At 35.7% G+C, this 22,746-nt stretch carries 18 protein-coding genes and 1 pseudogene; 14 read left to right on the top strand and 5 right to left on the bottom strand.

What is annotated here, in order from left to right:
* Positions 1-207: 207 nt before the first annotated feature.
* The 3 genes from ACG9ZL_RS19380 to metG form a co-directional block, all read right to left on the bottom strand.
* Positions 208-1,185: an MBL fold metallo-hydrolase gene (locus tag ACG9ZL_RS19380; RefSeq protein ID WP_419361319.1), complete on the bottom strand. Its 978-nt coding sequence runs from the start codon at positions 1,183-1,185 to the stop codon at positions 208-210.
* A 142-nt stretch (positions 1,186-1,327) separates the two neighbouring features.
* Positions 1,328-1,801: a hypothetical protein gene (locus ACG9ZL_RS19385; RefSeq protein WP_336954683.1), complete on the bottom strand. Its 474-nt coding sequence runs from the start codon at positions 1,799-1,801 to the stop codon at positions 1,328-1,330.
* A gap of 119 nt (positions 1,802-1,920) precedes the next feature.
* Entirely contained in the window at positions 1,921-3,975 is a 2,055-nt protein-coding gene (gene metG / locus ACG9ZL_RS19390) for a methionine--tRNA ligase (RefSeq protein ID WP_419361322.1), read from the bottom strand.
* A 180-nt stretch (positions 3,976-4,155) separates the two neighbouring features.
* Here metG and ACG9ZL_RS19395 point away from each other — a divergent pair, with 180 nt between their 5' ends.
* The 3 genes from ACG9ZL_RS19395 to ACG9ZL_RS19405 all read left to right on the top strand — a co-directional run bounded on the left by ACG9ZL_RS19395 (position 4,156) and on the right by ACG9ZL_RS19405 (position 5,933).
* Complete coding sequence (locus ACG9ZL_RS19395; RefSeq protein ID WP_419361325.1) at positions 4,156-4,956, top strand: hypothetical protein; 801 nt, start codon at positions 4,156-4,158, stop codon at positions 4,954-4,956.
* Positions 4,957-5,058: 102 nt separating this feature from the next.
* Complete coding sequence (locus ACG9ZL_RS19400; protein WP_419361327.1) at positions 5,059-5,553, top strand: hypothetical protein; 495 nt, start codon at positions 5,059-5,061, stop codon at positions 5,551-5,553.
* Positions 5,554-5,621: 68 nt separating this feature from the next.
* Complete coding sequence (locus tag ACG9ZL_RS19405; protein WP_336954686.1) at positions 5,622-5,933, top strand: putative quinol monooxygenase; 312 nt, start codon at positions 5,622-5,624, stop codon at positions 5,931-5,933.
* On the opposite strand, the gene ACG9ZL_RS19410 is transcribed toward ACG9ZL_RS19405, so the two are convergent.
* Complete coding sequence (locus tag ACG9ZL_RS19410; RefSeq protein ID WP_336954678.1) at positions 5,930-6,148, bottom strand: DUF6500 family protein; 219 nt, start codon at positions 6,146-6,148, stop codon at positions 5,930-5,932. The two genes, ACG9ZL_RS19405 and ACG9ZL_RS19410, sit on opposite strands and share 4 nt — an antisense overlap.
* Positions 6,149-6,341: 193 nt before the next feature.
* Here ACG9ZL_RS19410 and ACG9ZL_RS19415 point away from each other — a divergent pair, with 193 nt between their 5' ends.
* From ACG9ZL_RS19415 to ACG9ZL_RS19425, 3 genes are all read left to right on the top strand, one after another.
* On the top strand, positions 6,342-6,530 hold the full coding sequence (locus tag ACG9ZL_RS19415) for a hypothetical protein (RefSeq protein WP_336954677.1): 189 nt from the start codon (positions 6,342-6,344) through the stop codon (positions 6,528-6,530).
* A 676-nt stretch (positions 6,531-7,206) separates the two neighbouring features.
* On the top strand, positions 7,207-8,457 hold the full coding sequence (gene apbC / locus ACG9ZL_RS19420; RefSeq protein WP_336954676.1) for an iron-sulfur cluster carrier protein ApbC: 1,251 nt from the start codon (positions 7,207-7,209) through the stop codon (positions 8,455-8,457).
* 343 nt (positions 8,458-8,800) lie between these two features.
* A complete protein-coding gene (locus ACG9ZL_RS19425) occupies positions 8,801-9,679 on the top strand; it encodes a 5'-methylthioadenosine/S-adenosylhomocysteine nucleosidase (protein ID WP_419329179.1) in 879 nt (292 codons plus the stop codon).
* 28 nt (positions 9,680-9,707) lie between these two features.
* Here ACG9ZL_RS19425 and ACG9ZL_RS19430 read toward each other — a convergent pair whose 3' ends face one another.
* Entirely contained in the window at positions 9,708-10,259 is a 552-nt protein-coding gene (locus ACG9ZL_RS19430) for a DUF2062 domain-containing protein (RefSeq protein ID WP_336954673.1), read from the bottom strand.
* A gap of 455 nt (positions 10,260-10,714) precedes the next feature.
* On the opposite strand from ACG9ZL_RS19430, the gene ACG9ZL_RS19435 reads away from it, so the two are divergent.
* The 8 genes and pseudogenes from ACG9ZL_RS19435 to ACG9ZL_RS19470 all read left to right on the top strand — a co-directional run bounded on the left by ACG9ZL_RS19435 (position 10,715) and on the right by ACG9ZL_RS19470 (position 22,686).
* A complete protein-coding gene (locus ACG9ZL_RS19435; protein WP_336954672.1) occupies positions 10,715-11,308 on the top strand; it encodes a LysE family translocator in 594 nt (197 codons plus the stop codon).
* A 139-nt stretch (positions 11,309-11,447) separates the two neighbouring features.
* Complete coding sequence (gene dcd, locus ACG9ZL_RS19440; protein WP_056515236.1) at positions 11,448-12,017, top strand: dCTP deaminase; 570 nt, start codon at positions 11,448-11,450, stop codon at positions 12,015-12,017.
* A 325-nt stretch (positions 12,018-12,342) separates the two neighbouring features.
* Entirely contained in the window at positions 12,343-13,731 is a 1,389-nt protein-coding gene (locus ACG9ZL_RS19445; RefSeq protein WP_419329181.1) for a hypothetical protein, read from the top strand.
* Between the two features lie 670 nt (positions 13,732-14,401).
* The gene (locus ACG9ZL_RS19450) at positions 14,402-15,931 is read left to right on the top strand and encodes a hypothetical protein (protein ID WP_336954665.1); all 1,530 of its coding nucleotides are present in this window, start codon (positions 14,402-14,404) and stop codon (positions 15,929-15,931) included.
* A 258-nt stretch (positions 15,932-16,189) separates the two neighbouring features.
* Entirely contained in the window at positions 16,190-18,373 is a 2,184-nt protein-coding gene (locus tag ACG9ZL_RS19455; protein ID WP_419329185.1) for a hypothetical protein, read from the top strand.
* Positions 18,374-18,389: 16 nt separating this feature from the next.
* Positions 18,390-19,127, top strand: coding sequence for a hypothetical protein (locus ACG9ZL_RS19460; protein WP_336954663.1), 738 nt, complete (start codon positions 18,390-18,392; stop codon positions 19,125-19,127).
* A gap of 26 nt (positions 19,128-19,153) precedes the next feature.
* Positions 19,154-21,643: pseudogene (locus ACG9ZL_RS19465) on the top strand (DUF6160 family protein).
* Between the two features lie 95 nt (positions 21,644-21,738).
* Positions 21,739-22,686: a DUF6160 family protein gene (locus tag ACG9ZL_RS19470; protein WP_336954661.1), complete on the top strand. Its 948-nt coding sequence runs from the start codon at positions 21,739-21,741 to the stop codon at positions 22,684-22,686.
* The last annotated feature ends 60 nt before the right edge of the window (positions 22,687-22,746 follow it).

A 22,746-nucleotide genomic window follows, 5' to 3' on the forward strand; every position in this document is an offset into this window, starting at 1 on the left:
CGCTGATGGTAGTGTGGGGTTACCCATGTGAGAGTAAGTCATCGCCAGCTTTTAAATCTAAAACACCCCGGTCTCTAACGAGAACGGGGTGTTTTTTATGCGCAGATGGAAGAAAAAGATAAGAAATTAAGAAGCAAAATAAAAGCTCTAGCCTTAGCAGGAGCTTTTAAAGATCATTAAAAAGATTCTACTTAAACAATAAAATCATTAATCTTTAAAATGAACAGGAATCCATTGATAGCTCTTCCCATCTGCTGAGTAAATATGTCCAATGCCTGGGAAAGGCAAATGGGGTGCTGCGATGGTTGGTCCACGTTTTGCATAATCAGCAAACTGCTTTAATCGGGTTTGAACAGCTATTTTCGGGTCAATATCATATTCTATTGCTGTTTCAGGTTTATCGAATTGTACTGTATGAGAGTGGACAATATCCCCAATAAAAACAATATCTTCACCCGTTGTTTTTAGTTTGTAACTAAAATGTCCCGGGGTATGACCTGCTGTGTTGATCACTTCAAATCCATTGATGTTGTCACCCAGTTTAAATGTTTTAAACTGCTTTTTAGCTTGATAGGGTGTAAGGGCGGCTTTGATCTTTTCTACAGTTGCTAAGTAATTGGCACGTTTATCTTGTGCTATTTTTTCAGCCTGTTTCGGATTCAACCAATAATTTTCTTCATCTTCAGAGACATAGATAGTGGCATTTGGGTAGTTTGCTATGCCATTTTTACTGACACCACAGGAATGATCAGGATGTAAATGTGTCAGTAAAATCGTATTGACTTGTTCAGGTTGATGACCTGAAGCTTTGAGATTTTTTAATACAGAGCCTAGATGCGCACCGAAACAATCTGCAGTACCACTATCCACCAAAACCAGTGATTTACCTGTGTTAACTAAAAATGCATTCACCGATGTTTGTACACCTTTGGCTTGATCTGCATGATATTTCTTTAAAATTTCTTGAACCTTGTCCTGTGAAATATCTTTAAATAGTGTGGGAGACATAAAGTTGGTGCCATCTAGCAAGGCGGTAATTTGTGTATTGCCCAGCTGATGTTGGTAAAACCCTGCTACTTGCGCTTGTTGTTCAATGATCGGCAATGTTTTGGTGACTTCTGCTTGTGATGTAAGAGGGAATAAGCCGAATAAAAGGACTGATAATGATAGGGCAGTTTTTTTCATTGGATTTGATCAAAATTAATTTAACGAATTATTTTTTAACATGGATTGGTTCATCACGGCGCTTTTTATATATGAAAAAAAATCTACTTTTGTAAGCGAATTTTTTATTAATATGCACAATGATCGAATCAGCTATGGGAGGTCATTCGTTTATATTCTGACGATTTCTGGCTCTTATCCATTCAATAAAAGTACAAATCAGCGTTGTTGGTAGTATAAGGACAAACTGGAGGTAAAGAAAAGTAAATAAAGGGGAAGGCGTAACTATAGCGATGATAAGAATAAAAGGAGCTAGCATAAAGCCTAAAAGACACCCATAGATTAAACTATAACGCCAAGAGGCTAAGGCTAATTTACTTGCAAAAAAGTGTTTAAATAAGAGATTGGTAATGATAGCTGGAATGCACCCTAGGAGATAACCAAATGGAGTAATCAAGATGAATGCAGCGATCATTGGAAATATAATAGATGGTGTAATGAGTCCTTTTAAAAACCGCATTGGATTATAAAAAATAATTTCGCTGTGAAATGTGATTGCGATAATAAATGTACCGATGAATGGACCACAGAGGATAAATGCAGATATTTTTCTTTTGTTATTTTTTGACATATCCATATTGAGGCTAGCCCTTTTTTCATTTTTATAATGATAGTATAGTAAAACATTAGTATAAAAAAGACTTCCGAAGAAGCCTTTTAGTGATTTATGATCGTCTAGGATGAGACAATCAATAATTAAGAAACTTTATCACCTGGTTTTGCACCAGATTCAGGTGAAATCACCCAAACACCATCACCATTTCCAGCAGCAAGCACCATACCATTTGAAATACCAAAACGCATTTTACGCGGAGCAAGGTTTGCAACCATAACCACCAATTTGCCAGTTAAGTCTTCAGGTTTGTAGAACTCACGGATCCCACTGAATACATTACGTGGTTCAGCTTCACCGACATTTAGAGTCAATTGAAGCAACTTATCAGAACCTTCTACTGTTGCTGCTTCTAAGACTTCAGCAACACGCAAGTCAACTTTGATAAAGTCATCAATCGTAATGATTTCTGCTTCACCCACTTTGGCTTCAGACTTTTTCTCTTTGGTTTTTTCAGTTTTCTTTTCTGCTTTCGCTGGTGTTACCGCAGCTAAAGATTCTTTTGATGCATCAACCATTGCAGCAACTGCTTTTGGATCAACACGTTGCATCAATGGCTGGAATTGAGCAATTTCATGCGCAACTAAAACCGTTTTTCCTGAAGCAAAATCAAAACTTTCAAGTTTTAAGAAGTCTTGAACTTGTGTTGCCAAAGTTGGAAGTACTGGTGCCAAGTAAACAGCCAATTGACGGAATAGGTTGATTCCAACAGAACAGACATCATGAACTTGTTGTTCCTGACCTTCTTGTTTCGCCAAAGCCCATGGTTTTTTCTCATCAATATACTGATTTGCACGATCAGCAAGTGCCATGATTTCACGTATAGCGGTTGAAAACTCACGAGCTTCATAAGATTGAGCAATCGAGTCACCCGCATCAATAAAGCTTTGAACAAGTTCAGGTTCAGCACATGTTGCAGACAAGCGATTGTTAAAATTGCTGTTAATGAATTTTGCACAACGACTGGCAATATTCACAACTTTTCCTACTAAATCTGAATTTACTTTTTGTACAAAGTCATCAAGATTTAAATCAGAATCTTCAACTTTATCAGAGAGTTTTGATGCAAAGTAATAACGTAAATATTCAGGATTTAAGTGCTGTAAATAGGTTTCAGCTTTAATAAATGTGCCACGCGATTTTGACATTTTTTGACCATTTACAGTCAAGAAACCATTTACAAATAAACCTGTAGGGGTGCGGTAATTTGCACCTTCTAACATCGCAGGCCAGAACAATGCATGGAAATATACAATGTCTTTACCAATGAAGTGATACACCTCATTTTTAGAATCTTTTTTCCAGTAGTCGTCAAAGCTTAATTCTGGGCGTTTCGTTTTGATGTAATTTTCAAAACTTGACATATAGCCAATCGGGGCATCAACCCAAACATAGAAATATTTATTAGGTGCATCTGGAATTTCAAAGCCGAAATAAGGTGCATCACGAGAGATATCCCAATCGTTTAGACCATTTTCAAACCATTCATCTAACTTATTGGCGATCGAAACAGGTAAGCGACCTTCATCACGCGTCCATTTTTGCAAGTATTCAGCAAAGTTTGGAAGTTTAAAGAAATAATGATCTGATGATTTTTCAACAGGTGTGGCACCACTTAATGTTGAGCGTGGATTTAATAGCTCTGTCGCATTATAGGTCGTACCACACACTTCGCAAGAGTCGCCATACTGATCTTCTGATTTACATTTTGGGCAAGTCCCTTTAATGAAACGGTCTGACAAGAACATGCTTTTTTCAGGATCAAACAACTGAGTAACAGGACGAATCGCAATATTGCCTGCCTCACGGTTTTTAATATAGATTTCTTCCGAGCGTGCTTTATTTTCATCGCTATTGGTTGAATCATAGTGATCGAAATGTACCCCAAAGCCATCAAAATCACGGATATGCTCTTTTTGCACATTGGCAATTTGTACTTCTGGACTAATCCCATTTGCTTCTGCACGGAGCATGATTGCTGTACCGTGCGCATCATCCGCGCAGACATAAGTCACTTCATGACCCATTGCACGCATGGCACGAACCCAGATATCTGCTTGGATGTAGCCGAGTAGGTGACCCATATGAATAGGACCATTTGCGTATGGAAGGGCGTTAGTGACTAAAATATTTCGCACGGATATAACTCTCTTTCTCAAAGTTAATGCAAGGGCATTGATTTTAGCGTAATTGCTATGAAGATGCACAACAGAATAGGTGAATTCTTTTCAAATGTAGATTTTTATGCTTATTCTTATAACTGCCAATTCATTATTATAGAATGGTGTATTCGTGTATTTCCCAAGAGCAATAAATCTATGATTGATGATGAATATTTTGATGATGACCAGCCTGTAATCCGTATTCCACAAAATCAAAATAGTAAAAATCTAATTGAAAAAAATATTCTGAAACAAGCTGAACGCTATTTTGAAGATATTTCAGAAAATGAACATCAGTATCTTATTGAAACACTCAATGGGTTTGCTCAGGAGGAGGCTTATTTTGAAGTTTTAGCCAATCAATTGAATCAGCCTGTTGGGACTAAAATTGCCAATGACGCTCTTAATCTATTGTATTTTTGGCAATTGATACATGAAGCTAAAGATATTACTCAGTTTAATCTTTTAGATGTGATCAACAGTGAGTTTTTTCAGTCTGAAATGTTTAAAGCTTTTGATCAATTAGCGTTGGGCGAGCAGAAGCCACAATATCAAGCTGTGTTAGAACAAAGCTTTAAACTCTATCAATTAGAGTTGTATGCGGGATGTATTCCATTGCTTTATGCCCAATTGGAAGGTTTGTTAACAGCTGTTTTAGTTCAAAATGGTTATTTAAAACAACATGACACCAAGTTTATTGATGTCTATAAAATCGTTCCTGGGTTAAAAGGTCATGAGATTAAAAGTTTGTGGCATAAAGCTAAAATTGCCAATGAATTGAATCATTATTTTTTAGAGTTGGCTGCTTATAAGATGGATAGCAGCTCAACGGTAAGCATGACCCGGCATAACATTCTACATGGTACAGATTTGAATCATTTTAATCAGGAGCGCAGTTTCGTATTGTTTATTTGGCTGTTTGCGGCAGTCAGTTTTATGGGAAATGTCCGATCATAAAGTTCGAATCGTGATGATTCTTCACCTAAACTTCACATCCTAATCAAACACGCTACATTTTAATTTTAGAAACTAACACCAAGATCGAAGAAGGAGAAAATCATGCGGTCTTGGTATGTATTTGTTGCCTCAGCAATTGCCAGTTTGGTGGCTGTTCTCAGTTTAGTTGTGCCATTTTGTTTTTTTCTATATTTTTATCAAGGTGATTTATTTATTTCGGCTTCAGAACGAAGCCCAACACAGGGTATTCAAGTCGTGTTTTATCTCACCCCGTTTTTTCTGCTGGTCGGGTGTTTTAGCTACACAGTTATTTTTAAAGTATTTAAAGCACCTCAAAAAATCATCGAAACAACACAAATTATAAAATCTATAACTTTGATCTTTATCATGATGCTAAGTTTTTTATTCTTAGTTTTATGTTTAGATGGTGCTCTATATAGCTTTATCGAGGTATTGAGTTATTTAATTTTGGTTTATTTACTGTTATTGCTCCCGTTTTGTATAGGTTTAAGCTTCGGAAATGCTGTTTACTTAATTTTAAATAAAAAATTTAATACTCAGAAGATATTTAGAAAACAAGTGCATCATTGGGTTTAATTGAATGATTGCCTATAGGTTAACATTTCATGTTATGTTCAAGCTTTGATATCAATAAGAAATCATCCATGCTTAAACTGATTGCCGAAGACTTTATCCAAGTGGATAAAATTGATTTAGTTTTACCATTATATAAAGAGTTAGTTGAGAAAACCAAACAAGAAGCAGGCTGTATTGCCTATGATTTATATCATGATTTACGCAACAGAGGGCATTTTGTATTTATTGAGGAATGGATTGATCGTGCTGCTTTAGACGCCCATGTTCAATCCTTCCATTTTCAGGATTTAGTTCCGAAAATTGATCAACATAGAAGACAAGATGGAATTTTTACCCATATGCAGCATTATGATGAATTGTTTAAAAAAATGAATACTTAATCTTCATTTTTGATCATTTTCTTAATTTTTATTGCCTTTTCAAAATGATCAAGTTGATGGGTTTTAATCCACCATTCTGCCACTTGCATTAAGGTTTCAGGATCATCATTTTTATTGGCAAAGAATGCATAAAAGGATAAACCAACATCATCTCCCTTTTTGGCAATTTTATCATTACAGACTCGGATAATTTTTTCTTTCATTATTTGTTGCATTAAATAGACTCAGTGTTTGTTTTAATTGAAGGATTTTTCAATCAATCAGAATAAGCTATTTTATTCATTTTGAAACAAAAAAACACATCGATACAAACTGTGTATGAATTGTTAAAGAAATGCATCTTTTTACATTTTATGGAGTTTCTGTTGTTATAACTAGGGTGAGACTTAATTAAATAGGAAGAAAATCATGACAAATTTAGACGATTTAAAAAACAAAGCTTCTGAAGTAATTGATGACGTTAAGTTAAAAGCCAAAGAAGCAAAATTAGGTGCTGAAAAGGTTGCAGATGACCTCAAACATAAAGCAAAAGAAACACTGCTTAAAGGTGAGCAAGCTGTAAATGATTTGAAGCACAAAAAAGATGATGAAAATTAAATGGAACAATCACTGAACAGCGTCACGCTGTTCAGTGATACCTTGTAGTTAATATTTTTTACAAATCCACTCAATTTCATAAATCTGATTATTCAACACAGTAAAACTATCATTTAAATGATCAATCTCATAGGTATAGTTAGATACTGTCACTGTTGTTTTCTTTTTGTACGTTCATAAGTGTTCATTGAAATTGGAGATTGGTCAATACGTGATGACATTTCCGTCAAACTATCACCTACAGAAACCAATTGTGCTTAATGCTTAAGATGTACGTACGCAGTTGGAAGTTGTAGACGTTCTAGCAAAAGCTAAACTTGAAATGATTAAAGATAAAAATAATAGAAACTCCATAGATTGATCTTATTATTGTCAAAAATTATATAAAGTTGTTATTGACCCAATGTGACTATAGCTATTTTTTTATCCAGTATTTGTATGGGAATTATTAACACAGAGTTTGCCATAGAAATCTAAATGATAAAAACTAAAAGTTCATTCTGAACAAGCAGATAAAATAATTAAATGGACTATTTTGGATATTAAAACCAACTAAATAAGTAGGATTAATAACGACATTCAAAAAGCTGAATAGAAGTTTACTTAACCTCACGTCAATTTACAGTTAAACTAGCTGTCTCAGTATTTATTGTATTTGCAAATTTGGAGCAAATCTATGTCGTGGCTTTCTTCGCTTAAATCAGTTTTTTCTCCTGCACAGGAGGTGAAAGAGGAAGAAGTCCAATCTGTTTTGCAAAACTATATTTTGCCAAATTCCAGTGTTTTAAAAGAACGTATTACCCAAGTCAATGTTGTAGGTCGGGTATTACAACTGACAATTAATACTTATCCTGAAGAAGCAGATCATTTACAAAAAATTCATGATGATCTTGCAGATGAATTGGAGAAGTGCGGTATTCAAGAGTTGAATCTGCATGTGATTCAACAAAAAATTCAACATGATTCGAGTTGTGCTAGTGATCAGCATGGAAAAGCAGGACATAGTTGCTCTTCAAAGCCAAAAGCTGAACACACTAATCTTCCTCCTGTTGTTGATGCTTCTGCTAAAATGGCAAACACACAAGTAGATCCTAATAATCCGCCAATTCAAAAAGCAGCACCACAACAACGAGATATTCCAAAACATCCTCGAATTCAAAATGTCATCCTTATATCATCGGGTAAAGGTGGTGTGGGTAAATCAACCACCACAGTAAATATCGCATTGGCTTTGCACAAACTAGGCTTAAAAGTCGGGGTTTTAGATGCTGATATTTATGGTCCAAGTATTCCAACAATGTTGGGGAATGCAGGACAAACACCTAAAATTGAAGGTGAAAATTTTGTTCCACTAGAAGCTTATGGAATGGCGGTACTTTCGATCGGTCATTTAATTGGGAAAGAAAATACGCCAGTTGCTTGGCGTGGTGCAAAAGCTACAGGTGCATTGATGCAACTGTTTAATCAAGCGCTATGGCCTGATTTAGATGTTCTAGTCATTGATATGCCACCTGGTACAGGAGATATCCAATTAACCCTTGCCCAACGTATTCCTGTGACAGGTGCCGTGATTGTGACAACACCTCAGAATGTTGCGTTAATGGATGCAGTTAAAGGTATTGAACTGTTTAATAAAGTACATATTCCTGTCATGGGGGTTGTAGAAAATATGTCAACGCATATTTGCTCAAACTGTGGTCATGAAGAACAAATTTTTGGTACAGGTGGTGGAGATCAATTGTCTGAGCAATATAATATCCCGTTGCTGGGTCGATTGCCTTTAAATGTTCAAATCCGTGAAAATGCTGATGCAGGCAAGCCTTCTGTAATTGCAGGAGATGTTGCTGCAGAAAACTATATGGCTATTGCTGAAAAAATTGCACAAGCTTTACCTAAAGCCGAAAAAGATCCACATAGAATTTTCTAAGAATCAACTTCAAAAGCGTCCTCTCTTTATTTTAGAGACCGAATTAAAGAGAGGAAAATTGAGAATGAATCAATGAAATATTTAAACTTACTCGATAATAAGATTTTATACGCACTGCCCATTTTTAGTATCCTTAAAAATCAAATAATTAATGCTAAATATGAGGAGTAAGGTAAAATAGGGCTAATCAGCGTACTATGCTAAAATGATTAAAAATATTCTTAATTCAATAATAGAATTTAAATCATCTTCTCTTTAATATCGATATAAAAATATAGAAAATTGATCAACTGGTATATTCATTGCTTAGGTATAATTTCTAATTTAAACCATTGAGTAGACCATGCTATTAAAAAATTTTTTATGTGCTTTGGGAATCTGTAGTTCGATGTTCTTGGCTGCATGTAACGATAGTGATTCAGATAAAACAAGTTCTAATTCAACGACCCAGAAAACTTTACAACCCATCGTCATTCAAGGTGCATTACCTGTAGAGTCTGAGCAAATGGCCTCAAAACTAAGCAATTCTACAGTTGAAACTTTTGGTGGCTGGACGTTTTGGAAGGGTAGCTATCAAGGGTATCCTGTGATTATCTCTAAAACAAGAATGGGAATGAGCAACTCTGCTGCTGCAACAGCAATTGCGATTGAACGTTATAAACCTATCGCAATTATTAACCAAGGAACATCGGGTGGCCATGATCCAGATCTTAATGTCTATGATATTGTTTTAGGTCGTTACACCACCAATATTGGTGCATTTAGAACACCTAAAAAAGCTGTTGGAGAGGGTTCGAATTCTCTTGAATGGACAGAAGCTTTTGATGTGCTTCCTACGGATGAGTCTGATCCTGAACCGATTGCGATTCGTAAATTTGAAGCAGATAAAGAGCTGTTATTGGCAGCGCAGCGTGCAAAAACTAATTATAGTAAGGGTCGTGTGGTTGAAGGTACTATTGGTTCAGCTGATGTATGGAACAATGAATTAGATCGAATTGCATTTTTCCATAAAAATTATGGCACTTCTGTAGAGGAAATGGAGGCGGCATCGGTAGCACAGATTGCCAGCCAATATAAAGTACCATTCCTTGGTGTTCGTATTTTATCGAACAATATTACCAACGGGGGCGCATATGACCCAGGTACTGGAGAAGCATGCCAGCATTATGTTTTAGATATCGTTGTTGAATACATGAAAGCTAAACAAGCCACTTTGAAGTAAAGTTTTACCAGAATAAGTTGGAGCTTGCTTAGAGAGTATTTGGCTGCTTTTTACGGTTATTCCACTTCTTAATCACGCTCCAACGCCAATAAATACGTGTCACAATAAAGAGTAGCGATGCAAATACAAATGCTTCAATAAACAAACCCGTCGCAAGAATTTTAGCTAGGCTAAAGTCAATATGTCCGTGTCCAAAGTTTTTGATCCAATGAATGATTTGATGGAAAACGCCGAGTAGCATTTCCTTATTGATCATATGTACATGATAAATTTTGGAACCAATCCAAAAGGCAAAAATCAAAATCGGGACAATAGTTAAGGGATTCATGATCCAAGCTAAAATTAAACCAATGGGTAGGTTTGCTTCAAAGAATAATACTGAAAAAATAATTAATAAGGTGTGGAATGGAATAGGCAAGATGCCCCAAAACGTGCCAATAAACATTGCCTTAGAAATCGATTTTCGATTGACATACCAAAGCTGAGGACTTAAGGCTTTATCGCCAAAAATCTTCATGAATTTCAAATTGTTGACTCGCTCTGGACTCGGGAGCCAAGACTGAAAAAAATGCTTTGCCATAAAAGTAGAAAATGCAAGAAAGGTCACTATTGTGCATCAATGTAGATAAAAACGACAACCTTTCTGACAAAAACCTAATGAGTAAGGGAAAAATATGGATAAAGAATAGTCAATAAAACTGAAAATTTACTTAAAAAAGCCCTCTATTCGTAACTAGGTCTGCCTATATTGGAACTACTTCTTATTTTATGGCTAATCAATGTTCTATTTTGGAATAAACATACTGATTTAAAAGATATTATTATTAATTTTTAAGTTTAAATTTGGACATAAAGCAGTATTTCTTCGACCAGTGACTTTGCAGTTTTTATCGGATTTTAAGTTATCAATGCATTGAAAATTAAATGTATTTTAATCTGGGATAATGTTCTTTAATAAGTTCTCTTACAATTATTTTTTTGCCAATTCAATTTAAAAGATTTAATCTGCGGTCAATCCATTGATGAGGTCATTTGATGATTTCATGGTTTTTTATTGGCTTGGTGGTGACGATTCTTTTGACACCAGGACCAACCAATACACTTTTAGCATCTTCTGGGATTCAAGTTGGAATTAGAAAATCTCTTGCATTAATTCCAGCAGAAGCACTTGGCTATCTGATCTCCATTTCGATTTGGGGATTAATTATTGGATCTGTGTCTAAACAGTTTCCAAGTGTACCTGTTATTCTTAAATTATTTAGTGCAGGTTATATTTTATTTCTTGCTTTAAAATTATGGCGTACAGCAAATCGAGATGAAAACTTTAGTCATGCGACAATTCGGGCGCGTGAGTTATTTTTTGCAACCCTTTTAAACCCGAAAGCACTTCTTTTTGCTTCTGCAATTTTCCCAACATACGTTTGGCAAAATGCATCTGCTTATACTTCACATATGTTGGTGTTTTTATTGTTAATCATCCCCATTGCATTTTTTTGGACATTTATTGGTTCTGTAATTTGCAGTAATAAAGTGACGTGGCTCAATCAGCGCAATATGCAAAGAACTGCATCTTTAGTTTTAGTGAGTTTTACTGTACCTCTGAGCTATTCAGCACTTTTAAGCCTTTAAAAATCGATGTTAGTTAAACTTAAGTTTGTACGTTTACTTACAGACTTGGGTTGCTCTATTTCGTCATAAACATTCCTTTCAAAAGCAATTTCAGTTAAAGTACAGCGCAGTAAATAGCACAGTTTTGGGATAGAGATAAATGGCAATTAAGTCTGATCGTTGGATTCGTGAAATGAGCGAAAAGCACGGTATGATTGAACCTTATGCAGAAAACCAAGTGCGTTATGATGAACAAGGTGAAAAGCTAATTTCTTATGGCGTATCTAGCTATGGTTATGATGTACGTTGTGCACGTGAGTTTAAAGTCTTTACCAATGTTCACTCTGCCATTGTAGACCCTAAAAATTTCGATGAGCGTAGTTTTATCGATATTGAGTCTGATGTCTGTATCATCCCTCCAAATTCATTTGCATTAGCACGTACAGTTGAATATTTCCGTATTCCTCGTAATGTTTTGACGATCTGCTTAGGTAAATCGACTTATGCTCGTTGCGGTATCATTGTAAACGTCACACCTCTTGAACCCGAGTGGGAAGGTCATGTAACATTAGAGTTTTCAAATACAACGAATTTACCTGCACGTATTTATGCTGGTGAAGGTGTTGCTCAAATGCTGTTTTTTGAATCTGATGAAGTCTGTGAAACTTCTTATAAAGATCGTGGTGGTAAATACCAAGGTCAGGTTGGGGTAACCTTACCTAAAGCTTAAATTAAAAAATGAGATGAAAGAAGCAAGTGTATATCACTTGCTTCTTTATGTGTTCACCAACATAATAAATATGATTTAGACATTATTTTATAATAAAAATTTTATAATAGAATGAGAGTTAAGTTTAGTTAAATAAAATTTTAATTTATGTGAAATTATTGTTTTTTATCGGAAAATACAAATTTTTATTCGGTCTGAATTTCGATCTATGATACAAATAAACATTAAATCTAAATGTAATTTATATCATGTTATTTATTCTTATCTCGAAGGGTAATTTAACATAAGTAATAAGGTCAAGCTTTGCTAAGGATGGAAGCGTAAGATGTCCCAAAGAAAATATTTAAGTTTTGTATTGCTAGCATTGAGTGGTTTAGGGATAAATGCTACTTATGCTGCAACATTACAAGCACTGACTGATGAGCAATTATCAGAAACGACAGGTCAAGCATTGATGAGTTTGACGTATACAGCACCTACAGATGCTAGCAATCTTGAATCTCAGCGAGTGAATGGTGCGAAAAATGTTGGTTTTTATAAATTAGGCTTAGAAGCAGAAGTATCAATAAATGCGAACATAAAAAAATTACAACTTGGTTGTGGTGGTATGAATGGTGCTGGAGATTGTGACATTGATATTGATAATTTAAGTTTGAGCGGCTTAAAATTAAATAGTGACGGGAATGTCGCTATGACTAACGAAGAAAGAGCCTCTTCAGATGCAGTACTAACTAATCCATTTCTTGAGTTTGCAATAAAGAACCCGGATAAAGCGTCTACAAGGGAAATAGTTGGTTTACGATTAAGTGCTGATAAAATAGTCGGTCTATTGTCGGCTGGAACTAATAATAATACACCTAATGGAATCAATACATTATCTGGTTTCATGCAAATTAGTGGGTATGGTACAGCAACGACCGCGCAATCAACGTTTGGTTTAAAAAATTCTGAACAAGTTACATCTTATGCGGATGTAAATGTTTTACCTCCGTTGTGTACTAGTGGTTGTGGTAGTAATCAAAAGTATACAGCTGGTAATGTGAACAGTGATAATAAAGGAATTGTGATTCCTTCACTAAAAGCAGACTTTGTTATTAATAATGCACAAGTACTGGGCAATCGTATGAAGTCAGCAAATGTACTAGCTGTCACGGATATTCCTGCTATTCCTTTGACTGAAACAGCTGGGCAATTAGGTGTTCATATGGCTGATTGTATTAAGATTTTAGGCATATGTGCAAAACAAGATACTTTTATTAAACTAAATACAAATCTAGTTAATTTAAAAGGGGATATTCAGTTTAGTGAAGGGTTAGGCTATATCCATAATATACCAATCAGTAGTGCAGGTTATTTGTCATTGCAAGCGGGGCAAATCCAGTGGCCCGGAGCTAAAGAGGTTGCTCAAAATGGATGGTGGTTATCTATGCAAGATCCAATTAATTTAGGTAAGTTAAACCCGCAAGGAGAAGTTGATATTTCTTCAGTATATAGCCAAGTAGCGTCAATTTTAGGTACATATCTTGCTACTGCACCTTATAAAGTTTCAGTTGATAGTGCTGATGGTATAAATGCATTATTTGGAAGTGGTATTACAAAAACATTGCCAAATATTGATTTAAGTGGTCAACGAGTAAATATACCTTTGTCAAATCTGATCTTGACTTCTCAAAATGTAGTATCGAACTGCTATGGCTCATTAAAATTCTGTTAGTTTTATCACGTTATAGCGATTTCAAAAAGCTTTAATATTTTGATGAATTAATTTTCTGTATAAATATTTTAAAACCCACTTTTGTGGGTTTTTATATGTTAAATACGATTACCGCAGATATCTTTGGTGTTGGAAGAGTATTTTAAAGTCAGTTAGTGGCTGTCAAAGATAAGTGTTTCCATTGGCTGATAAGTTCCTGTAAATAATACTAGATAGCTATCTATAAGACCAAAAATTTAGAAACTGATTCTTATAGTGCTGTATTATTAATATAGTCTTTATCTACACCATTTAAATTTATTCCAATTTGTTTTGAATCTTGCTCTAAATAAAAACCAATTCTGAATAGCCATCGATTTTATAGACGTCCTTAGCTTTGGGTTGATAGTTGAATTTGCGTGGATTTTTCCTTGTAATGAGTTTTAGAGTTTTTTTATTTTATAGCATCATAATTTTTCAATAAAAATTACAATCATTTTGTCGGAAATTTAGTCTTAACAGAAATATATTGTGATAGATTAATCACAATATATTTCTCTATTGAAAACTAAAATACATTTTTGTAGCGCTAACAGCCTAAATTTTATGAGATTTATCTAAGAACTGGCTGCGTTATTAAAATAATAGAGATTCACAATTTTGAACATAGTCTAAGGATAAGGAGATGTTCATGCTGAAAATAAAGCCTTTATGTTTAACACTTTTTTCTTTAAGTGCTTTTGCAGTATTTAATGTATACGCAGAACCTACAACTTTAAAAAGTATGTCAGATGAACAACTGTCTGAAACCACAGGCCAAGCTTTGATGAGTCTAGCTTATCTTGCACCAAATGATTCTACTAATTTAATGAGTAAATATAGTAGTGGTTCAAACGTTGGTTTTTATAAACTTGGACTTGAAGCAGAAATGGACTTAAATGCAAATATTAAAAACTTGCAGCTAGGTTGTGGTGGTGCAAATGGTGCTGGTGCATGTGATGTTGATATTAAAAATTTATCATTGAGTGGGTTACCTGCAAATTACGATTCCTCAAGTGGTAATTCCCCTGATTTCGGAAGTGCGGGTCGAGCATCTACTAGCGCAAAATTAAGCAATCCATTCATGGAGTTTGCTGTAAAAAATCCAAACTCCGCTTCAACTCGTGAAATTGTTGGTTTACGTTTTAGTGCTGAAAAAATTACGGGGCTTTTAACAGCAGGTTTAACCAATGGAAGCACTCCTTCTTCAACAGATGGCATCCAGTCACTTAGTGGCTTTATGCGTATAGCACAGACACAAGGGGAAGTTGATACTTTAGGTGGTAAATTTGGTTTGGTAAAAGATCAATCAATTGGTGGAAATATTAAGTTATTAGGAGGGGCTATAAATAAATGGATTCAAAGTTATCCAAATGCACAAGACAATATACTCAATGGTACAACAGGTATTACTGTTCCTGAAATTAATGGAGTAGGTTTCACATTACCATCATTTCAGGTAAATGGTTCTCGACTAAATGCTGCAATAGCAAAAGATATTTTGTTAACACTTCCTTCAATTCCTTTGGCAACTCCTGATAATTGTACTGGAGGGGCAACATATTGTAATCAATGGGCAAATGATCAATTAAAAGTAAATTTAAGAGATACGGGTAATCATAATGCTGAGTCATGTATTTTATGGTTATGTGATGCAACTTTCAAAATGGGTCAAGGTTCAAATTTAAGTAATTTAAATTTAAATGTAACTTTTAATCAGGCTTTAAGTATGTTTCATAATATTCCATTACAAGGAACAGGTGGTTATTTAAGTTTGCAACAAATGGCTTTACTATGGCCAGGAAGTTATGTGGATTCATCTGATACTACTGGTAAGACATTAAACCAAATGACAAAAACTGATGTTGCTCAAAAGGGGTGGTGGATGTCTTTTGCTGATCCTGTGCAGCTAGGCTATTTAAAAGGTGGGGATAAAGTTGACATTTCTCCCGTTTTGCCACAATTAGCAGTTCTGATTACTAAACAATTAGCAGATAATCCAATTGATTTAGGACTTGGAGATGCAATTACAGCATTAGTCAGTGCGCCAATTACCAAAACTCTGAATATTGATATTGGTCCATATACGGCCACAAATCCAGCAAGATTAACACTTCAAAATTTAAAATTAACGAACCAAGAAGTTTCAACCAACTGTTATGGTTCTTTAAAATTTTGTTAACCCAACTATTTGAAGATCTATAAAGCAATAGCGTTAAAGGCTATTGCTTTTCATTGTCTACGAATATTCGTTTATCGGAAAATCGTATATTTTACATAAAAGACTTTGTCATAATAAAAAATATTGCATAATATAAAATGTGATATAGATAACAAAACTGTATGAACAAGGGAAGATAATTTTATACAGTTGAAGTGAAAATTTAAGAAATAAAATAAAATATGGTGCGGAGCATCGTATAACACAGGAAGGTCGTGGATGACTACACTCAATTATACGGTAAAATTTCATAAAACCGTTTTAGCGAGTTTTATTGGCTTATTGATCAGTCAATCTTGCTTCGCACTTGAAGAAATGTCAGATGAAAAGTTAAGTAATACAACGGGTGAAGGGATTGCCTTACTTCCTCAAGATGCTTATATGGTTTTTCGTGGCGTTGGTGTTAATGAAACAGCTACACAATTATTAGATCGAACTAAAGATACGGGATCTATTAACTATATTCCTGTTGGACCATTAAGTCTTACGGCCGCAGACACTAATAAAAATAACAGCATTGATTCTGGTGATTTGGCTGTAGGAAAAGCGGATTTATTTTTATACGGTTTAGCACTTTCTAAAGCCAATGATGCAGATCCAAATGATATCAATGAACGGGTGGGAATGCTTAAAAACACTTCAGGTGTTGCAACAGCAATTAATGCAATCAAAAGCTGGGGAACTGCAACTAATCCTTGGATTTTGAAAGTAGATACGATGGATGCAGTCCCAACATTTACGCCAGATATTGCAGGTGGCTCAAAAAATACGGACACAGGCAAAGTCACTTATTTAGCTTTAGAAGCACCTGCTTTTGAGACTGGAACATTGGATGCCGAGGGTTCAGATGCTTATAAGCTTAAACTAGGGATGTGGGCAGATGCTTTTGTCCGAAATCCAAACAAAAAAGATGGTGATCCAAACCAGTTCCAATATGGAACAAGTACAGGCACTCGAGGTAATGGAACCGAAATAACAAATCGAGAAAATCGGATTCGGTTGCAAGCAATTTGGAATAACTTTAGTTTAAATGGTAGTAAAATTCAGTTATTTCAAACTTTAGATGGTGCAACTAATACTGGTGGTTTGAGTCCATTTTATAATAAAACTTTGGGTTTGGCTGGTGTAATCCGTTTAAATAGTGGTGATGCTGCTAATTTGAAATTAAAAACAACAGACATTGCATCTGAAAGTATGAGTGCAATTTCTACTAATACTCTCCATGCAGGAGCAAATTCGACATTAAGTACATCTTCAACAGGGAATTGTGGTAACAGTGGTACAGGAGCGATTAGTAATGGTTCTGGTGTTGGGTGTCAATATATAGTTCAAAAACGAACACGCACTGATTCGAAAACGTTAACACGTAGTTGGGATTTACCCGCAGAATATCAAAATAGAGTGTTACGTTTAAGCACTCAAGAAACCACAGATACTAATTTACTGTACACACCAGCATTAGATACTTCTGGAAATGCAAAAGCACCAACATTTGCAAAAGACGAAGGTATTTTTATTTATAATTTAAATACCAACTTGGTTTTAGGTTCTTTGTATCAGCCTTTAATTTTAGGATCTGATGGTAAGAATTTTAGTTTGGAAATTGCACGTATTCCAAATAAAGAGTCGATCTATAAAAAGATTTATACGGATTATACTGGAGCCGATTCATCCTATTTGGGTTCAACTTGTAATATTTACCAATGTGGTACTTCAACTATCTCAGGCTATCAAGGCAACAATGCAACCCACAGTAGTATTAGTATCGGAACTGTTTATAGTGATGATGGTGGAAAAACTTTAAAAGCATATACAGGAGCAGATGCTGTAGGGGTTTCTTTTGGCAATTTAGTAAAGTCAAGTACTGTTTCAAATACATTAACAACTAATGAAATAAGATATGCTCAGCGTCAATTACAAAGTCAAACATGGCTTCAGAATAGTCGATGTTCTACTACTGGTATTTTTGGATGTAGTAATGTCACATCAACATCTGGAACATTAACTCAGTGGCAATATAACAATGGTTCTAACTGGGTTAATTCATTAACTGGATCGCAGACTAAGCCAAATGATGCAACAGCTTGTGGTACAGGTTTTGGTGCAAGCAACTCTTGTAATAATTTTCCAAATCCAAACCCGAATACAACTGAAATAAATGCTACTACAGCGAACCGTACTTGGTCTGATACAAATTTAAATGGTGCAGCTTGGCGTACAGCTTCAAATACAACAGTTGATAATTTTATAGGATCGGGTAATGGAATTACAGGGGCGACAATATTAAACAATAACATGGCTCAAACACCAAATATACCAGGGACACCCTTGAATAATTTAGGTTCAGCCTTAATTGATGGAATGCTGATTCAGCATATGAAAATAACCACCAAAGGCTTATAAGATAAGGCGAAATATGATGAAAAAAAGTGTGCTTCTTATTTTAACCAGTTTGGTAAGTTTTCATTTGGCCGCTATGGAAGCTTTAACTGATTCCGATTTGCAACAGGTTGAGGGGCAAGCTGGCGCAGATTTATCTTTAAAATTGGTGTTGAATCAGGTTAATGCAAGTGACTCATATTACGCTACTGGAAATGCTTATAAGTTCGATAGTGATACTGGTGGGGTGTGTGCAAAATTAGAGTTTTGCCGCTTAGCACTTTCAGTAAACAATAGATATGTAGATGCTGGTGGCGCTGCAAACAGTGTCAGTGGCAATAAACTGTGGGTGGTATTTAAAGGAATTCAAGGTACGATTAATATTCAGAAACTTGGATTAGATGGTGTGGACTTAGTCTACAGAGGTATTGACGCTGCTGGGACACCATGGATTAAACCTGCGATTCAGCTGGGTTTTGATGCAACAAATCCAATTCAAATTCGAAACTTTGGTTTTAATGCATTATCAATTGAAAAGGATGAATTCACAAGCCAGACCAATGCAAATGGAACAGTCACTGAAAACTCTTCTGGAGCAACAGCCGATAAGTACGGCTATTTAAAAAAGACCATCTATGATGCAACGACTGCAGCCAACTCCACTTATGACCAAGGTAACGAAACCGGTTTTATGGGCATGCGTATGAATGGAAATTTGGCATTGCAAGGTAAAATTATGATGTTTAGTTGTAATTCTACGAGTAACAAGCGTTGCTAAGATAAAGTAAATCTGAGGGTTTAGGAATGAACATAAAAAAACAAGACCATGGAAAAAGATTTATTTTAAATACATTAGCTTTGAGCTTGTTGGCTATACATATACCAGCTTATGCGTTGCAAGCTTTAGATGATAGTGATTTAAGAAACGTAAATGGTCAAGATGGTGTACATATTGAGGCAAGCTTAAAAGAAGCCAATATTAAAACATTATATTGGACAGATCAGGTCGGTCGCGCAGAATCAGATGCAACCAGTCAAGCGCTTATTGCAACAGCAGATACGGTTAAAATACAACAGAGCAATACTTCTACAGATCCATTAAAAGCCGATATGAAGCTTAATATAGGGACTGTTGCAGGAAAAACTGGAGTGAATTTAGATTTATCCCTCTCTCCTATGCTTATGACTGTCGATTCATTTCGTGTTTGTGATAGTGATCCAAGTGGAGCACGTTGTAGTGCAAAACTGGGCAATTTAGCGGTACAAACGGCGTCAAATACAAGTATTGGATTAAAAACCAGCAATGGCCTTTTAAGTAAAACAGATCAGGTTGAGCTGACTTTAGGACTTCAAAATGCCAACATCTATTTGGGGCAGAGTAGTGCAAAAAATTAGTTAAATCAACTAATTCTAAAAAACTTTAATTTTAATTTTAAAGGTAAAGGCTTTGCATTTATAGATGCCGCTGAAGGTTTTAAATTACAAACGAATTCTGGAAGCAATATAGCAGGTGCAAGTCAGGCACCCGATACTAATTATGGCTATGTGGATTTAACACGAGTGGTTGATCCAGCTTCATCAAAAGCAGGTTTTATTAATACAGGTAGTTATGGAAACGGAAGTTCTACAACAAATGCCGGACTAAACCTTGAAATTATGGTGAATAATAAAGGAATAAATCCTACCTCTCTTTATGATGTAGATAATTATAATACGCCAACGGGAGCAAAAGGACTGATTCGCGTAGGTGCAAGTGGGCGTATGGTGAATGGCTCACTCCAATTTCGTGGTGTGCAAAATGCCAGTAGTTTAATTGGTTCTGCTGTTAATTCGAGTGGTACAGATACAGGAAAAGATATCGTTGGTAGTTCAGGTATCGCCTTTCGTATGAAGACGGATTTCACCAAAGAGGGCGATACTATGCTGACTGGCGGTGGAGATGCAACAACTTTGGAAATTGGTGGTGCAGGATTAAATAGTTATGGCTTCGAGTTTGGTAATTTAACAGGTTTACAAAAAGGAACTCGTGCTTCTTTTGATACGGGAAATATTTTTTTAAACCTAACTGATTCTAAGCAAGTCACCATACCTGTAAATGCAACCTTTCAAAATTCAAGTTTTGGTAATGGTCAAGCTTTAACCAGTTTGAATGATTATAAACAAGATATTTATACGACCCTATCGGCAGCTAATCGTCCTTATGCTGTGGTAGCTTCAATCCGTGGTGGAGAGTTCCAAGCCATCTCCAGACGAGGACGATTTACTACTACTGCTGGTGTTGCCGCGGGGAATTTATTTACCGAGAACGGTCTAAATAATCGATGGGGGCTGGCTTTACCATTTTATAACTTAAATGCTAATTTAGCGATGTATGGTACAACAGTTGATGCTGATAAAGCCTATTACTACTTAACTGATGGTACTAAAAACAGTGTAGCAGCAACAGCTGGTACTCAAACCTCTCGACTTGGATTTTCTTTAGGTCTTAGTACGGACGGTGTGGATAAAAATGGGACAACTAAGCTTGGCAATAAAACCACATCTATTCTGGTGATTGATGGTGGTCAGGTGAAAAATGATGCTGGTGTTCCTATAGCAGGTACTTCTAGGGACTATTATTTAGGCTTAAGAAACATTGATATGTTGCTGAAAGGGAATGGCAGCATAGGTGTTGAGAATGGAAGTTTAAATTTAAGTTTAAAAAACATGCTGGTGGTAATGGCGGCAGAAGTGGCAGCAGGTTATTTGCCTGGAACCACATATGCATCATGTGCTGGTGGTATTGCGACAGCAAGTGTAGCTTGTGGAAATAAGCGTGTTTCAGATTCTAATAATTTCGCCAAAAGTGATGATGTGCTATTTGGTCTAAAACTTCGCTTTGGTGGTGATATGGATTTGTCACTTATTCCAAATAGTGAAATTAAAGCAGATGGAACAGGAAATCGTTTAACTGTGGTCGGCGATTTAAAATTGGCAACTACAAATAATACAATTCAAATTAGTGATCCAGCAAATGGTTCTACACTTGGTTTAGATAACTTGACAGGCGATATTCGTTTTAACAATGCGATTGTGATCAGCAAAAACTCAACCACTGGGAATGGTCAGGTTGGATTTAATGCAAGTTTACAATTTAATCCAACACAATCGGTTGATGGTGTATTTAGAGCGAGAGATTTAAACTTTTATCCACCTTCAATGAATGGTGCTTTGGTTTCAGGTGCGCGTTTAGGTGAAATGGCGTTGACAGGTGGTCGTTTAACCAGTGAATTCAACATTATTCCACGGAACTAATGCGTTATTGGTCGGGTTATGCTTTTATCATAAAGAATTTCTGATTAGACTGTGACGTGGTAGGCAGTATATAAATTTTCCTAAGGATTAGGATAATGAAAAAAAATAGAAAGCTAGGATGTATATCATTATTGATACTAAGTCCAGTTGCGATGGCAATGGAACCTATGGATGATCAAAGTCTTTCCCAAACAACAGGGCAAGATGGAATTAATGTTGGTATAAATCTGAGTAAGGTTCAACTGAATCAACTGTCAATCATTGATCGTGATGGATTTGGTTCGACTGTGAATGATGCCAATAAAGCATCCCTAGTTCTTGCGGGTAAAAGTGCAACTACTGTTGCTGACCAAAGCGTTAATATTACTTTTCTTGGGGCTTCAAATACCCCAACCATGAATATTGTCATGGACACAGATAGTGGAATAAGTGGTAAACCTTTTGCCAATATAGGAATGAGCTTTGCAAGCAATATTTCGGGTATTAAAGTTTCACCATTTGCACTTTACTTGGTTGGGGCGAATTCATCTTCTGGGCCTACAGGATCTCAATCTATTTTTACAGGAACCAGTGAAAAGTCAGATGTCATTAAATTTTTAAAAATGGACAACGGTTTTGATATTAACTTTACTGCAGCTAAACCATCGATTAATTTGCAGCTTGGAAATGCACCTCAAGGACGTATGATTGTATTTGGTGGGGCAATTCAATCAATTTGTGGTACGGGAACAGGCTGTGCTATCACACTTTTATCGGATGATAGTGATATTGGTGCAAATTTTAATTTCCAGTTAACAGGAACAGATAAAACCAATGGTTTTTCATTAAAAGGTTTCTATGCTGGTGTTGAACCAACAGGTTTTGTATTTGGTAATACAGGTGAATCGAGTAAGTTTGATCTTGGAATCAATCAGATGATTATGGGAACAAGTGGAGCAAGTGCAGCAGGAGCTTTTAATGGTTTGCAAAATGGCTCGATGGGGAACTTTGGGGCAATCGGGACATCCGTTACAGATTTAAAAGTAAAAATTAATGGGCTGTAATAATGTTTTATAAATAGTAAAGTATTAAAAAACCCGCATGCAGTGGGTTTTTTAATACTA

The sequence above is a fragment of the Acinetobacter legionensis genome (assembly GCF_048551735.1).
In the GTDB taxonomy this organism is placed as follows: domain Bacteria; phylum Pseudomonadota; class Gammaproteobacteria; order Pseudomonadales; family Moraxellaceae; genus Acinetobacter.